Origin of the sequence: Klebsiella sp. BDA134-6 (genome assembly GCF_015601345.1) — a bacterium.
GTDB classification, from domain to species: Bacteria; Pseudomonadota; Gammaproteobacteria; order Enterobacterales; family Enterobacteriaceae; genus Klebsiella; species Klebsiella grimontii.
Window position 1 is genome coordinate 1121616 of record NZ_CP064784.1, and the last position, 15232, is coordinate 1136847.

Genomic DNA, 15232 nt, shown 5'->3' on the forward strand with positions numbered 1-15232 from the left:
GTGATGGGCTTAAAGAAACTGTTTGACAAAATTGAGCCGCACTTTACGCACGGCGGCAAGCTGGAAAAATACTATCCGCTGTTTGAAGCGACGGCGACGCTGTTCTACACCCCCGGGCAGGTCACGCGCGGCGCGGCGCACGTCAGAGACGCCATCGATCTCAAGCGGATGATGATTCTGGTGTGGTTTGCCGTTTTCCCAGCGATGTTTTGGGGAATGTATAACGTTGGCCTGCAGACTATTCCGGCACTGCATAAATTATACGGTGCTGAGCAGCTGCAGCAGGTTATCGCCGGGAACTGGCACTACAGCATCGCGCAGTGGTTGGGGGTGAACTTCACCGCTGACGCCGGTTGGCTCAGTATGATGACCCTGGGGGCGGTATTTTTCCTGCCTATCTACATCACCGTGTTTCTTGTCGGCGGGTTCTGGGAAGTCTTGTTTGCTATCGTGCGCAAGCACGAAATAAACGAAGGCTTCTTCGTGACGTCAATTCTGTTCGCGCTGATTGTGCCTCCATCGCTGCCGCTATGGCAGGCCGCGTTCGGGATCACCTTTGGCGTCGTCATGGCCAAGGAGATTTTTGGCGGAACCGGGCGTAACTTTCTCAACCCGGCGCTGGCGGGGCGCGCGTTTTTATTCTTTGCCTGGCCGGCGCAAATTTCCGGCGACCTGGTGTGGACTGCGGCGGATGGTTTCTCCGGCGCGACGCCGTTATCTCAGTGGGCAAGCGGCGGCGGTGAATCGCTGGTTAACGTCTCTACCGGTCAGCCGGTAAGCTGGATGGACGCCTTCCTCGGCAATATACCGGGGTCGATTGGCGAAGTCTCGACGCTAATGATTCTCATCGGCGGCGCCATCATCATTTTTGGTCGCGTGGCCTCGTGGCGCATTGTCGCAGGGGTTTTCATCGGTATGGTGGCCACCGCGACGCTGTTTAACTTTATAGGCTCTGATACCAACCCGATGTTTGCCATGCCGTGGTACTGGCATCTGGTGCTCGGCGGTTTTGCCTTCGGCATGATGTTTATGGCGACGGACCCGGTGTCCGCGTCGTTTACGGATAAAGGTAAATGGAGCTACGGCCTGCTGATCGGTGTGATGTGCGTCCTGATTCGCGTGGTCAACCCGGCCTATCCGGAAGGGATGATGCTGGCGATCCTCTTCGCCAACCTCTTCGCGCCGCTGTTTGATTACCTGGTGGTGCGGGCCAATATTAAGCGGAGGAAATCGCGTGGCTGAGAATAAAAGTAACGATAGCATCGGCAAAACGCTGCTGGTGGTGCTGGTGCTTTGTCTGGTCTGCTCAATTGTGGTCGCCGGTTCTGCCGTGGGGCTAAAATCGCGCCAGCAGGAGCAGCGCGCTCTCGATAAACAGCGCAATATCCTGGCGGTTGCCGGTCTGATGAAGCAGGGAATGAGCGCAGATGAAGTGGCTGACATTTTTAAGGCCCATATCTCTCCGCGTTTAGTCGATTTAGCCAGCGGTGAGCTGCTGGATAAAGATCCGGGCAAGTTTAATCAAGCCCAGGCCCTGAAAGACCCTCAGCAGAGCTTACAGCTGGAGGCGAGTCAGGATCCTGCCGGTATCAAACGCCGCAGTAATATTGCCGAAATTTACCTGGTGCGCGATGAAAAGCAGCAGATTCAGGAAGTCGTACTGCCGATTTACGGTAACGGCCTGTGGTCGGTGATGTACGCTTTTGTTGCGCTGGAAACCGATGGCCGCACGGTCAAAGGGATCACCTATTACGAACATGGTGAGACGCCGGGACTGGGCGGGGAAATTGAAAACCCCAACTGGCGCCAGCAGTTCGTTGGTAAACAAGTGCTTGATGATAAAGGGATGCCTGCGCTGAGAATCGTCAAAGGCGGCGCGCGTCCTGGCGACCTGCACGCCGTTGATGGCCTGTCGGGTGCAACGCTGACGTCAAACGGCGTGCAACATAGCTTTGATTTCTGGATGGGCAAACTCGGCTTTGGCCCATTCCTGCAAAAGGTGCGAGAAGGGGAGCTGAATAATGGCTGATTTGGGCGACATGAAAGAAATGAAGCGCGTGCTGGTGGGGCCGCTTATCGCTAATAACCCTATCACTCTGCAGGTTCTGGGCGTCTGCTCCGCGCTGGCGGTGACCACCAAGCTGGAGACCGCTTTTGTAATGACCATCGCGGTGACGCTGGTTACGGCATTCTCCAGCATGTTTATCTCCATGATTCGCCACCACATTCCGAATAGCGTGCGCATCATTGTACAGATGGCGATTATCGCTTCGTTGGTTATCGTCGTCGATCAGGTGCTACGCGCGTTTGCCTATGAGATTTCGAAACAGCTTTCGGTTTTTGTCGGTTTGATCATCACTAACTGTATCGTGATGGGGCGCGCCGAAGCCTATGCCATGAAGTCGCCGCCGTTGGCGAGCTTTATGGACGGTATTGGCAACGGTCTGGGATACGGGGCGATCCTAATCATCGTCGGTTTCCTGAGAGAGCTGATCGGCAGTGGTAAGCTATTCGGTATTACCGTGCTGGAAACGGTGCAGAACGGCGGCTGGTACCAGCCAAATGGTCTGTTTCTTCTGGCGCCCAGTGCGTTCTTCATTATCGGTTTGTTGATTTGGGCGGTGCGCAGCTGGAAGCCTGAACAACAGGAAAAGGAGTAACCGATTATGGCTCATTATATTAGCCTTTTTGTCCGCGCCGTATTTGTTGAAAATATGGCGCTGGCCTTCTTTCTTGGGATGTGTACTTTCCTCGCGGTATCGAAAAAGGTCTCGACCGCTTTCGGACTCGGCGTTGCGGTAACGGTCGTACTTGGGCTGGCGGTGCCGATCAATAACCTGGTGTATAACCTGGTGCTGCGCGACGGCGCGCTGGTGGAAGGCGTTGATCTGAGCTTTCTGAACTTTATTACCTTCATTGGCGTTATTGCCGCGCTGGTTCAGATCCTGGAGATGATCCTCGATAAGTACTTCCCGACGCTCTATAACGCGCTGGGGATCTTCCTGCCGCTCATTGCCGTCAACTGTGCGATTTTTGGCGGTGTCTCCTTCATGGTGCAGCGTGACTATAACTTAAGCGAGTCGATCGTTTACGGCTTAGGTTCCGGCATCGGCTGGCTGCTGGCAATTGTGGCGTTGGCGGGTATCCGTGAAAAAATGAAATACGCAAACGTGCCCGCGGGTCTGCGCGGGTTAGGGATCACCTTTATTACCACGGGTCTGATGGCGCTGGGCTTTATGTCATTCTCCGGTGTGCAGCTATAAGGGCGGAAAGTATGGAAATAATTCTTGGCGTAGTGATGTTCACGCTGATCGTCCTGGTGCTATCGGGGCTGATACTTGTCGCGCGTTCGAAATTAGTGAATGCGGGCGACGTGGTCATTGAAATCAATAACGAAGCGGATAAACAAATTCGTACTCCGGCCGGTGACAAGCTGCTGAATACGCTCTCCAGCAACGGAATCTTCGTTTCGTCGGCCTGCGGCGGCGGCGGCTCCTGTGGCCAGTGCCGGGTGACGGTGAAAGAGGGCGGCGGTGATATTCTGCCTACCGAACTCTCTCATATCACCAAGCGTGAGGCGAGAGAGGGCTGCCGTCTGGCCTGCCAGGTCGCGGTGAAGCAGAACATGAAAATTGAGCTGCCGGAGGAGATTTTTGGCGTTAAGAAGTGGGAGTGTGAAGTTATCTCGAATGATAACAAAGCCACTTTTATCAAGGAGCTGAAGCTGCGCGTGCCGGACGGTGACGCGGTTCCGTTCCGCGCCGGCGGATATATTCAGATCGAATGCCCCTCACACAAGGTTGCCTATGCCGATTTTGACGTTCCGGACGAGTATCGCGGCGACTGGGATAAATTTAACCTTTTCCGCTATGTCTCCGACGTGAAAGAACCAACGTTGCGCGCCTACTCCATGGCTAACTATCCGGAAGAGAAGGGTATCATCATGCTCAACGTGCGTATTGCCACGCCGCCGCCGCAGGTGCCTGATGCGCCGCCGGGGATTATGTCCTCGTATATCTGGTCGCTGAAGCCTGGTGATAAAGTGACGATCTCCGGGCCGTTTGGGGAGTTCTTTGCCAAAGAAACGCAGGCGGAGATGGTGTTTATCGGCGGCGGGGCAGGGATGGCACCGATGCGCTCGCATATTTTCGACCAGCTTAAGCGGCTACACAGTACACGTAAAATCAGCTTCTGGTACGGTGCGCGGTCTCTGCGAGAAATGTTCTATGATGATGAGTTTGAACAGCTTGCGCGGGAAAACCCGAACTTCACCTTCCACGTGGCGCTCTCCGATCCGCAGCCGGAAGATAACTGGACCGGCCATACTGGCTTTATTCATAACGTCCTGTATGAAAACTATCTGCGCGATCACCCGGCGCCGGAAGATTGTGAGTTTTACATGTGCGGTCCGCCGGTGATGAACGCCGCGGTCATCAAAATGCTTAAAGATCTCGGCGTTGAGGATGAAAACATCATGCTGGACGACTTTGGAGGCTGATGATGCTGACAGTATTTGTCGCGACCTTCGTGATTTTCGCGCTGGTTATCCTGGGAATGTCGCTTGGTTATCTGGTCAAGCGCAAAACGCTTCAGGGCAGCTGCGGCGGGATCTCATCGCTGGGTATGGAAAAGGTCTGCGACTGTCCTGAGCCCTGCGATGCGCGTAAAAAACGCATGGCTCGCGAAGCGCAGCGCAAACGGGATCGCATCATTTAAACAGCAGGCCGCCTTATCGCGGCCATTTACGATTTACCAGGTTTTCGCTTTCGCCGGCGAGTCTACCATCACGCCATCGGCGCCCAGTTCGCTTGCCTTACGAAAATCATCGGCACTATTAATGCCGAAGAAGACAACATGGGCTTTGCCCTGAGAGCGGAAACAGTCCATTGCTTCTTTATCCCAGGTGAGGGTTGCAGGCGACACGCCTTCGCCGAGGGTGAACTTCTCCACGATTTCTACCTTGCGTTTCAGCTCCAGACCGTACCAGTAGTCATCGCCCGGCTGTGTGGTTGGCTGGCACTGGTGGCTAAGGGAAATATTAGCCAGTTTCGTTCGCGTTTCGCCCCGGCTGACGAAATGGGGAATAGATTCTGGTAGCGCCGCGATATAGCGGTCTTCGGTGGAATAAACCCGCACGCGCGAGAGGCTATGGGTCGTTTGCAATACTTCACTAAGACGCGAAGCCATAATTGCCGGGTCGGCATCAGGCGATTTAATATCGATGTAAAAGAAGGTCTGTGGCCATTGCTCCAGCACTGATTGCAGCGTTGGAATGGTTGCATTTTTACCGCGCCAGGGGTGAGTTTCACCGCCCCATTTCCATCCCGCGTCCATGCGGGCCAGTTCGGCAGCGCTAAAGCTTGAGATCTTCCCGGTATGGTCAGTCAGGGCGGATAAATCGCTTGGGCGATATAAGACCGGAACGCCATCCTGGCTTAATTGTACCGTTATCCAAATCGCCTCGGCCTTATTCTCCAGCGCCAGTTTTATCGCAGGAAGGGTGTTTTCCGGCGCATCGCCGGTGCCTCCCCGATGAGCAATGAGCTGCGGCGCAGCGCAGGCGCTGCTGGCAATAAGCAAACCAAGCGCAGTAAGTATTGATTTCATGATTGCATTCACCTTATTCATTAATGTAACTATATGAAAAATAAATCATATTTGTTGCATTTTTATGTTGTAGCATGTTTTTTATGGCGAGGGTTTTAAAAAGATTAAATTTCGCCGACTTTTGCTATACTGTACGCATGTACAGTCTAAGGTTTGGCTATGCGTAAGATCATCCACGTTGATATGGACTGCTTCTTCGCGGCGGTGGAGATGCGGGACAACCCGGCACTGCGCGACATCCCTATCGCCATTGGCGGTAGCCGGGTGCAGCGCGGTGTGATCAGTACGGCCAACTATCCGGCGCGTAAATTCGGCGTGCGTAGCGCCATGCCCACCGCCACAGCGCTCAAGCTTTGTCCTCACCTGACGCTGCTTCCCGGCCGCTTTGATGCATATAAAGAGGCGTCGAACCATATCCGGGAGATTTTTTCCCGCTATACCTCGCTAATCGAGCCTTTATCGCTGGACGAAGCATATCTCGACGTTAGCGACAGCGTTCATTGTCAGGGGTCAGCGACGCTGATGGCGCAGGAGATCCGCGAGACCATCCATCGTGAGCTAAATTTGACCGCCTCCGCAGGCATTGCGCCGGTAAAATTTCTCGCAAAAATCGCCTCGGACCTGAATAAACCCAACGGCCAGTTTGTGATTGCGCCGCATCAGGTCGCGGAGTTTGTCAAAACGTTGCCGCTAGCGAAGATCCCGGGCGTCGGCAAGGTTTCCGCCGCGAAGCTGGAAAGCATGGGGCTGAGGACCTGTGAAGATGTACAAAACAGCGATCTGGCAATGTTGCTCAAACGCTTTGGTAAATTCGGGCGGATACTATGGGAGCGCAGCCAGGGGATTGATGAACGAGAAATCAGCAGCGAGCGCCAGCGCAAATCGGTGGGCGTTGAGCGAACCCTGATAGAGGATATCCATGAATGGGCGGAGTGTGAGTCGATTATTGAGAACCTCTATCCGGAGCTGGAACGGCGCCTGGCGAAGGTTAAACCGGATTTGCTGATCGCCCGGCAGGGGGTCAAGCTCAAGTTTAATGATTTCCAGCTCACCACCCAGGAGCATGTCTGGCCCCGATTGAATAAAGATGATTTGATCACCACTGCCCATAAAGCCTGGAACGAGCGGCGCGGAGGTCGGGGAGTCAGGCTGGTGGGGCTGCACGTGACGCTGCTCGATCCGCAACTGGAGCGACAATTGGTTCTGGGGTTATAACAATGCTGAAAATAAGACCGTATGAAGAGCATGATTTTGCCGCGCTATGCGTGATTTTTTTACGGGCGATTAAAGAGACGGCCAGCGCCGATTATTCTCCCCGGCAGATTGCCGCCTGGGCTCAGGTTGATGAAGCCCACTGGCGGCAAAAACTAGCGGCATCATGCGTACTGGTGGCAATAAATGATGCCTCGCCGGTCGGGTTTATTACCGCCGTGGATGACTATATCGATTTACTGTTTGTCTCTCCCGACCATAGCCGCCAGGGCGTCGCCAGCGCGCTGCTCAATACGCTATTGAGGCAGCTTCCTGAGCGCGTTTACACGGTAGAGGCCAGTATTACGGCAAAGCCCTTTTTTGCGCGTCACGGCTTCACGGTTATTCAGCCACAGGAAGTGACGGCGCGCGGTGAACGATTTCTTAATTATTTGATGCGGCGGCAAATCGGCTTGCAATAGATATAACGCCTGATTACTATACGCGCACTTTCACTTATTTATTGACTGCAAAGGAGGTTCACCATGAATACAGATTTCCAGAACATACTTTGCAGGCCTTCCCAGGAATAACTCTCTTTTTGCCCTGGTAACGTCTGCCACATCCTTTATTTATTTTTTATATGGATTGGTATATGGGCAATAATGTTCATTATACGTCTGAAGGTATTTCTTATATTAGTTCAGACGATCTGTGGATCGAAGATTTAGCGATCCAGCAATTACACACGACGGCAAAGTTACCTCACATGCAGCGCGTGGTAGGGATGCCTGATTTACATCCCGGGCGCGGCTACCCAATCGGCGCGGCCTTCTTTTCGCTCGGTCATCTCTACCCGGCACTGGTGGGTAACGATATCGGCTGCGGCATGGCGCTATGGCAAACGGATATCCTCGCGCGAAAATATAATGCGGATAGGTTTGAGAAGAAGCTGTCAGCCATGGATGACGCAGCGGAAGAACGCTGGCTGGATGAACATCTGGCGGAGAATCTGCTAACCCATCCCTGGCGCAGCGCGCTGGGCTCTATTGGCGGCGGTAACCACTTCGCTGAACTGCAGCAGGTGGATCGGGTCATCGATCGCCAGCGTCTTCAGCAGGCCGGTCTGGATGCTCAGCATCTGCTGCTGCTGGTGCACAGCGGGTCGCGCGGCCTGGGACAGTCTATCCTGCAACGCCATATCACGGCTTTTTCTCACGATGGTCTGGCGGAAGACAGTGCTGCGGCTCAGGATTACCTGGCGGAACATCAAGATGCGCTGGCTTTTGCCCGCGTGAATCGGCAGCTGATCGCTACCCGCATTCTGCAACAGGTACGAGCTGACGGACAGAATGTGCTGGACGTCGCGCATAACTTTGTCGAGGCCCGTTCTGTTAACGGACGGCAGGGTTGGCTGCATCGCAAAGGGGCGACGCCGGACGACCGCGGCCTGGTGATTATTCCGGGCTCTCGCGGCGACCACAGCTGGCTGGTTCACCCCGTGGTCAGCGAAGAAACGCTGAATTCGCTCGCTCACGGCGCCGGGCGTAAATGGATGCGTACTGATTGCAAAGGGCGCTTATCTGGTAAATACAGTGCGGCACAGCTGGCCCGTACTGAACTGGGAAGCCGGGTGATCTGTCGCGATCGTCAGCTGATCTACGAGGAGGCGCCGCAGGCGTACAAATCTGTGGAAAGCGTATTTAACTGTCTGGTGCAGGCCGGACTGGTTGAACCGATCGCCCGCCTGCGTCCGCTGCTGACGCTCAAAACCAGCGGAGGGAAAGGCGCATGATGTTATTACAACTCTCTTCCGCTCAGGGGCCGGATGAGTGCTGCCTGGCGGTGAAACTCTCGTTGGATCGACTCATAAAAGAAGCTGCAGAGCAGAGGGTTTCCATTACTCTGCTGGAAAGCGAGCCAGGTCGGTATTCTGGCACGCTCCGCTCCGCTCTGCTTTCTCTTGATGGCGACAATGCGTTTGCCTTAAGTGAACGCTGGTGCGGCACGCTGCAATGGATTTTTCCCAGCCCATTCAGGCCGCATCACGGACGTAAAAACTGGTATGTCGGCGTAGGGCGTTTTTCTTGCGATGAACAAAAGCAGTCCGAAGAGATCCGCTTTGAAACGCTGCGCGCTTCCGGACCCGGCGGGCAGCACGTCAATAAGACCGACTCAGCGGTACGCGCCACGCACCTGGCAAGCGGGATTAGCGTCAAGGTGCAGTCGGAACGGAGTCAGCATGCCAATAAAAGGCTGGCGCGCCTGCTGATTGCGTGGAATCTGGAACAGCAGCGGCAGAGTGACGGCGCGGTGTTGAAGTCTGAACGGCGAATGTTCCATCATCAAATTGAACGCGGTAATCCGCTGCGGACGTTTAGCGGGCGTTAATGAGCGAGTCGTTATAAAGAAAAGGCCCACTCTCTGGGGAGTGGGCCTGTGCTGTCTTACTTCGCCGGAATGGATTTCAGCAGCTCGGTCAGCAGCGTCCAGTACTGGCCAACGCTTTCAATGTGAACCTGCTCGTCCGGGGAGTGGGGGCCGGTAATGGTTGGCCCGATAGAAACCATGTCCAGGTCCGGATACGGTTTTTTGAACAGACCGCACTCCAGGCCCGCGTGGATAATCTGGATGTTCGGCGTCTTGTTGAACAGACGCTGATAGGTTTCACGCACCAGATGCATCACCGGCGAGCTGGCGTCCGGCTGCCAGCCTGGATAGGCGCCTTTCGCTTCGGTTTTCGCGCCGGCCAGCTTGCCCAGAGAATCCAGCATGCTGACGACATAATCTTTACCGCTGTCGATCAGGGAGCGAATCAGGCAGTGAATCTGCACGTTATCGCTGGTCATGGTCACCACACCGACGTTCAGCGAGGTTTCCACCACGCCTTTTGCCACATCAGAGTTGCGGATGACGCCGTTCGGCGTGGCGTTAAGCAGGCGTACAAAGGTATCACGAGATTGGGACGTTAGCGCAGGCTGGTCGTTCGCAGCCGATTCCAGCAGTACTGTTAGATTTTTCTCTTTGGCCGCCAGCTCGTTTTTCAGGATCGTCAGGTACTCATTAGCCAGCGCTTTCAACGTATCCGCTTTGTTCGCGGCCACGGCGACTGTGGCGAACGCCTCACGGGGGATAGCGTTGCGCAGGGTGCCGCCGTTGAAATCGACCAGGCGCAGATCCAGCTCTTCAGCATGGCCTGCGAGGAAGCGTGCCAGCAGCTTGTTGGCATTACCTAAACCGACGTGGATCTCGCCGCCGGAGTGGCCGCCTTTGAGTCCTTTAAGGGTCAACTTAAAGCTCTGGAAACCGGCCGGAACGGTTTCACGGGTCAGCGCGAGGTCAGAGGTGAAGTCGATCCCACCGGCGCAGCCCATGTAAATCTCACCTTCTTCTTCGGAGTCGGTGTTGATCAGGATGTCCGCCTGCAGCCAGTTGGCCTGCAGGCCAAACGCGCCGTCCATACCGGCTTCTTCCGTCATGGTCAGCAGCACTTCCAGCGGGCCGTGAACGACGTTATCGTCAGCCAGCACCGCCAGCGCGGAAGCCATGCCGATACCGTTGTCGGCGCCCAGGGTGGTGCCGCGCGCTTTGACCCACTCGCCGTCGATGTACGGCTGAATCGGGTCCTTAGCGAAGTCGTGAACGGTATCGTTGTTTTTCTGCGGCACCATATCAAGGTGCGCCTGCAGCACCACCGGTTTACGGTTTTCCATACCGGCAGTCGCGCCTTTACGAATCAGAATGTTGCCAACCTGGTCGCGTTCCGCGTGTAAGCCTTTTTCTTTTGCCCAGCCCATAATGTGCTCAGCGAGCTGTTCTTCGTGATAGGAGGGGTGAGGAATAGAGCAGATTTTGGCAAAAATATCCCACAGCGGCTGAGGGGATAATTGAGACAGTTCAGACACGATAAGTCTCCTTACAATCACCTGCAAAAGTCGTTTGCAGATCGAGGGGTTAGCAATCAAATACACTACAAGCCCGGGCTTGCGCGATGGGGTTGAGAATACCACTTTCCGTGTACTCTGGTAGTGTAAACCACGTAAAAAGAGTCGCGGTGGCCGCTTAACGCTGGTTTTTAGCGCGTCAGATCTCTATAATCTCGCGCAACCATTTTCCCCCTCGAACATTATTTAAGCCGTATTACACAGGCTGGGACACTTCACATGAGCGAAAAATACGTCGTCACCTGGGACATGTTGCAGATTCACGCCCGCAAGCTGGCAACTCGCCTGCTGCCGGTTGAACAGTGGAAAGGCATTATTGCCGTTAGCCGCGGCGGTCTGGTACCGGGAGCACTACTGGCGCGTGAACTGGGTATTCGTCATGTTGATACCGTTTGCATCTCAAGCTATGACCACGATAATCAGCGTGAACTGACTGTGCTGAAACGTGCGGAAGGCGATGGCGAAGGCTTTATCGTGATCGATGACCTCGTCGACACCGGCGGTACCGCCGTAGCCATCCGCGAAATGTATCCGAAAGCACATTTTGTCACTATCTTCGCAAAACCGGCAGGTCGCCCACTGGTTGATGATTATGTCGTTGATATTCCCCAGGATACCTGGATTGAACAGCCGTGGGATATGGGCGTGGTGTTCGTACCGCCTATCGCAGGCCGTTAATTTCCCGCATAAATGCTAATTACCACGCCCGGTTTTGCCGGGCGTGGTTTTTTTTACCCTTGCGCAGGTTACAATAGCTTCAGTGGCAACATGATGGAGGCTGCACATGTCCCAGGCTAACCTTAGCGAAACGCTGTTTAAACCCCGATTCAAACATCCGGAAACCTCCACGCTGGTGCGTCGGTTTAATACCGGAGCGCAGCAACCGATCCAGTCTGCGCTCAGCGGTAATCACGTTGATCACTGGTATCGATTGATTAACCGTCTGATGTGGATCTGGCGTGGCGTGACGCCGCAGGAAATCCTCGATGTGCAGGCGCGCATCGTCATGAGCGATGCCGAGCGAACCGATCCAGAGCTTTACGATACGGTCGTCGGCTATCGCGGCGGCAACTGGATCTTTGAATGGGCCAAACAGGCGATGGACTGGCAGCAGAAGGCCGGTCAGGAAGAGAATCTTCTGGTAAGCGGTCGTCACTGGCTCCATGCGGCAAACCTTTACAGCATTGCTGCCTATCCGCACATCAAGGGCGATGAGCTGGCGGAACAGGCGCAGGTGCTGGCTTACCGGGCTTATGAAGAAGCCGCCCAGCGCTTGCCCGGCAAGCTGCGAGAGCTGGAGTTCTCCATCCCTGGCGCTGCGCCGATCACCGGTTTCCTGCATATGCCGCCAGGCGATGGGCCGTTCCCGACGGTGCTGATGTGCGGCGGGCTTGACGCGCTACAGACCGATTATTACAACCTGTATGAAAACTATTTTGCGCCGTTGGGTATCGCTATGCTGACCGTGGATATGCCTTCCATCGGTTTTTCCTCAAAATGCAAGCTGACCCAGGATACCAGTCTGCTGCACCAGTATGTGCTGCAGCATCTGGCTAATGTGCCCTGGGTCGATCATACCCGCGTGGCCGCCTTTGGCTTCCGCTTCGGCGCGAACATCGCCGTCCGGCTGGGCTATCTTGAGTCCCAGCGCCTGAAGGCGGTGGCCTGCCTGGGGCCGGTGGTACACGGCCTGTTAGTGGACCCGCTGCATCAGGGGCGGGTGCCGGAGATGTATCTTGATGTTCTGGCTTCGCGGCTGGGGATGCATGACGCTTCCGACGACGCGCTGCGGGTTGAGCTTAACCGCTATTCCCTCAAGGTTCAGGGCCTGCTGGGGCGTCGCTGCCCTACGCCGATGCTCTCCGGTTTCTGGAAGGACGATCCGTTCAGTCCGGAAGAGGAGTCGCGTTTAATCACTTCATCCTCCTCCGACGGCAAGCTGTTGGAGATCCCGTTCAATCCGGTCTACCGTAATTTCGATCACGCTCTGCGGCAGATCGCCCGCTGGATTAGCCATAGATTTAGTTAATATATTGCTAAATTCTATTGATTTGGTAACGTCATAGCATCACTAAAGGAGATCGCAATGACGTTACCGAGTGGACACCTGAAGAGTAAGCTGATTAAGAAATTCACGGCGCTTGGCCCTTACATCCGTGAGGAGCAATGTGAAGACAACCGCTTCTTTTTCGATTGCCTGGCAGTTTGCGTCAACGTAAAACCAGCGCCTGAAAAACGCGAGTTCTGGGGATGGTGGATGGAGATGGAAGCGCAGGCTTCGCGCTTCACCTATAGCTATCAGTTTGGATTGTTCGATAAAGAAGGCGACTGGCGTCCGGTCGCGATTGACGATCCTGAAGTCACTGAAAAGCTCGAAAAGACGCTACGCGATTTTCACCAACGAGCCGAAGCACTATTGGCAACGTTTAACCTTAAGCTGGAGCCCGCCGATGATTTTAGCGAGCCGGTTAAGCTGAGGGCCTAAGTTCCGGCCATTTTTGCCATCCCGCTTTAAAACCCGCTTTTCTATCAGCGTGGGTTTTGTCCCCAGACAAACCTACGCTAATCGCCGTTTAGTACCCGGTATGGCTGACCGACGGCAATCATGCCTGCGGCCAGATCTTTGGTCACCACCGTGCCCGCGCCGACTTTGACATTATCCCCTAGCGTGACCGCGCCAATCACCACGGCGTGGGCGCCAAATTCCACGTTATCGCCAATTCGCGGGCTAGCGCCTTCCCGGCCCTGACTATCGGTCACGCTGCCAATGGTGACGCCCTGGCGCAGGGTGCAGTTCTGGCCAATGACCGTTCCCCGGTTTATCACGATGCAGTGCGGATGATACAGCTTCAGCCCATAGCCAATGTGCGCTCGCCACGGCAGCTCAATGCAAAATAAACACTCGTTAATCACGATATTGAGAATAACGAAGGGGATCCCGCAGATCTTCCACAGAGGATTACGGCTGCGATAGAGCGTCGCCAGACGATAAAGCAGAACCGCGATTTTCGCTTTGATGCCGCCGCAGGATTTGATCTCCCGGCCGACCTGTCTGATAGCCTCAAACATGGTTATTCCTTAAGGTTAAACGAAGCCAGTGAATACCATCCATCACCGGTTTGACCTTCGTTAGCGAGTTGAATACGCGGTTGCCCCTGCTGATTGGTCAGGGCCGTTTGCAGGCGATATTGACCGTCAGGGAGCCCAGTAGGCAGCGCTAGCGTAGCGCGGCTTTGATGAGCTCCAGGCAACCACTGGCGAACGTCATCCGCCGTTTTGATTTGCGTAATGGTATCGCCCGCCGCATTGACTATCCGCCATTGCACAAGCCAGGGGAGATAGGCCGGGGCGACGCCGTCGTTACGCCAGGTGACATTCAGCGTAAGCGGCATGCCGCTACGTACGGGCGTATCAAATTCCAGCTGGCTCACCCGGTAGCGATAGCCGATGCGTAGTAACGCATTATCAACGATATCGCGATACGCCGCCGGCACCGGCCGCGATTTCAGATTCAGGGTACTGGCGTGTTGCGCTAATGCCCAGTCGAAGCTTGCCTGGACCTCTTCACGAGTGTAATGCTGCACGCTTTCCCACTCTGCCATATAGCCGCAAATCTCGAGGCTCACGGGGGCGTGCTGCCAGCCGTCATTAAAACCGCCCCATGCCGCCTGCGCGGCGGCCAGACGTTGAGGATAGTCATCGCGCATGTGGCTCCAGGATGTGGAAAAGTTATGCCAGTCTCCCCAGCAATCCGCGCGCCATCCGGCGCCTTTTTGGCTGGCCCAGGCCAGCGAGTCGCCGCCGCTGATCAACATGATTTTGGGCGTTTTAGGGAAACTGCTGAAGTGCATATCAACGTAGCGATTGAGCTGCTCAGAGGTGTATTTCTCGCGCAATGGCGCCACGTCAGGGAAATTGGAGTTGTGCCATTCTCCCCACGAACCCACCATACCGATATCGACAAATGCGAGCTCCGGATTACCGTCATAATGCGCGCCGAGGGCATTCAGCAGTTTTTGCGCATAGGCGATAAAGGTTGGATCGCTGAGGTCCGGCACAAAGGTTTTACCGTTTTCGACCCATTGTCCCTGAATGCCTTTTTCAATAAGCCAGGCGGGGATTTTCGAGCCCGATTGCGGTTCATCGAGCGCCATAAAACGCAATCCGACGTTCATCGCCGGCTGATGCTGGGCGGCAACGCTGAAGGCATGATCGATCGGCGCAAAATTATAGACGCCTTCCTCGGGCTCCAGATCGCTCCAGTAAAAGCGATCGTATTCAAACCCGGTGTCCGGATACTCTTGCAGAGAGGGTTTCTGGCCATAACCATCGTGGAAACTGGCCACGCCGATCCCTGGGTTTGTTAACAGACCGGTAAAGGCCGGTGGGGTGATAATCGTGCGTTCAGCCAGTACCGCTGCAGACGGAATGATTCCGGCCAGCAGTAGCGCCAAAAAGAGCGCGGCGCGGCGCGGTGAAAAAGAGCTCAT

The 15232-nt window shown here is 55.1% G+C and carries 17 protein-coding genes; 13 read left to right on the forward strand and 4 right to left on the reverse strand.

The features are described from left to right. The first annotated feature begins 3 nt into the window (after positions 1-3). Genes IYV58_RS05175 through nqrM form a run of 6 tightly spaced genes read left to right on the forward strand, consistent with a single transcriptional unit; the run spans position 4 to position 4716 of the window. A complete protein-coding gene (locus IYV58_RS05175) occupies positions 4-1242 on the forward strand; it encodes an NADH:ubiquinone reductase (Na(+)-transporting) subunit B (protein WP_004129175.1) in 1239 nt (412 codons plus the stop codon). After that, the gene (locus tag IYV58_RS05180) at positions 1235-2029 is read left to right on the forward strand and encodes a Na(+)-translocating NADH-quinone reductase subunit C (RefSeq protein WP_004129178.1); all 795 of its coding nucleotides are present in this window, start codon (positions 1235-1237) and stop codon (positions 2027-2029) included. The genes IYV58_RS05175 and IYV58_RS05180 overlap by 8 nt, the downstream gene beginning before the upstream one ends. Next, positions 2022-2660, forward strand: coding sequence for an NADH:ubiquinone reductase (Na(+)-transporting) subunit D (locus IYV58_RS05185; protein ID WP_004099162.1), 639 nt, complete (start codon positions 2022-2024; stop codon positions 2658-2660). Before IYV58_RS05180 ends, IYV58_RS05185 begins: the two co-directional genes overlap by 8 nt. Before the next feature lie 6 nt (positions 2661-2666). Further along, entirely contained in the window at positions 2667-3263 is a 597-nt protein-coding gene (gene nqrE, locus IYV58_RS05190; protein ID WP_004129181.1) for an NADH:ubiquinone reductase (Na(+)-transporting) subunit E, read from the forward strand. An 11-nt stretch (positions 3264-3274) separates the two neighbouring features. Further along, positions 3275-4498 carry an NADH:ubiquinone reductase (Na(+)-transporting) subunit F gene (gene nqrF / locus IYV58_RS05195; RefSeq protein WP_004129183.1) on the forward strand — a complete coding sequence of 408 codons (1224 nt, stop codon included), beginning with the start codon at positions 3275-3277 and terminating at the stop codon, positions 4496-4498. A 2-nt stretch (positions 4499-4500) separates the two neighbouring features. Beyond that, positions 4501-4716, forward strand: coding sequence for a (Na+)-NQR maturation NqrM (gene nqrM, locus IYV58_RS05200; RefSeq protein WP_049114465.1), 216 nt, complete (start codon positions 4501-4503; stop codon positions 4714-4716). Positions 4717-4749: 33 nt separating this feature from the next. On the opposite strand, the gene IYV58_RS05205 is transcribed toward nqrM, so the two are convergent. Next, complete coding sequence (locus tag IYV58_RS05205) at positions 4750-5607, reverse strand: glycerophosphodiester phosphodiesterase family protein (protein ID WP_004129188.1); 858 nt, start codon at positions 5605-5607, stop codon at positions 4750-4752. A gap of 159 nt (positions 5608-5766) precedes the next feature. Here IYV58_RS05205 and dinB point away from each other — a divergent pair, with 159 nt between their 5' ends. From dinB to prfH, 4 genes are all read left to right on the forward strand, one after another. Beyond that, positions 5767-6822 (forward strand): DNA polymerase IV, encoded by a 1056-nt coding sequence (dinB, locus tag IYV58_RS05210; protein WP_004129190.1) that lies wholly within the window; start codon positions 5767-5769, stop codon positions 6820-6822. A gap of 5 nt (positions 6823-6827) precedes the next feature. Beyond that, positions 6828-7280 (forward strand): GNAT family N-acetyltransferase, encoded by a 453-nt coding sequence (locus IYV58_RS05215; protein ID WP_406601391.1) that lies wholly within the window; start codon positions 6828-6830, stop codon positions 7278-7280. A gap of 173 nt (positions 7281-7453) precedes the next feature. Beyond that, on the forward strand, positions 7454-8593 hold the full coding sequence (locus IYV58_RS05220; RefSeq protein ID WP_004129194.1) for an RNA ligase RtcB family protein: 1140 nt from the start codon (positions 7454-7456) through the stop codon (positions 8591-8593). Beyond that, positions 8590-9189, forward strand: a complete 600-nt coding sequence (prfH, locus tag IYV58_RS05225; protein WP_087828262.1) for a peptide chain release factor H — start codon at positions 8590-8592, stop codon at positions 9187-9189. Before IYV58_RS05220 ends, prfH begins: the two co-directional genes overlap by 4 nt. 56 nt (positions 9190-9245) lie before the next feature. Here the strand turns inward: prfH and pepD are convergent, their stop codons facing one another. Next, positions 9246-10703, reverse strand: coding sequence for a cytosol nonspecific dipeptidase (gene pepD, locus IYV58_RS05230; protein WP_087828263.1), 1458 nt, complete (start codon positions 10701-10703; stop codon positions 9246-9248). A gap of 258 nt (positions 10704-10961) precedes the next feature. Here pepD and gpt point away from each other — a divergent pair, with 258 nt between their 5' ends. The 3 genes from gpt to crl all read left to right on the forward strand — a co-directional run bounded on the left by gpt (position 10962) and on the right by crl (position 13227). Then, the gene (gene gpt, locus IYV58_RS05235; protein WP_004129200.1) at positions 10962-11420 is read left to right on the forward strand and encodes a xanthine phosphoribosyltransferase; all 459 of its coding nucleotides are present in this window, start codon (positions 10962-10964) and stop codon (positions 11418-11420) included. Between the two features lie 106 nt (positions 11421-11526). After that, entirely contained in the window at positions 11527-12771 is a 1245-nt protein-coding gene (gene frsA, locus IYV58_RS05240; RefSeq protein ID WP_004129202.1) for an esterase FrsA, read from the forward strand. A gap of 57 nt (positions 12772-12828) precedes the next feature. Continuing rightward, positions 12829-13227 carry a sigma factor-binding protein Crl gene (crl, locus tag IYV58_RS05245; RefSeq protein WP_004099188.1) on the forward strand — a complete coding sequence of 133 codons (399 nt, stop codon included), beginning with the start codon at positions 12829-12831 and terminating at the stop codon, positions 13225-13227. Positions 13228-13304: 77 nt separating this feature from the next. Here crl and IYV58_RS05250 read toward each other — a convergent pair whose 3' ends face one another. Beyond that, on the reverse strand, positions 13305-13811 hold the full coding sequence (locus IYV58_RS05250) for a serine acetyltransferase (protein WP_049114460.1): 507 nt from the start codon (positions 13809-13811) through the stop codon (positions 13305-13307). 2 nt (positions 13812-13813) lie between these two features. Beyond that, positions 13814-15232 carry a DUF4832 domain-containing protein gene (locus IYV58_RS05255; protein WP_112165907.1) on the reverse strand — a complete coding sequence of 473 codons (1419 nt, stop codon included), beginning with the start codon at positions 15230-15232 and terminating at the stop codon, positions 13814-13816.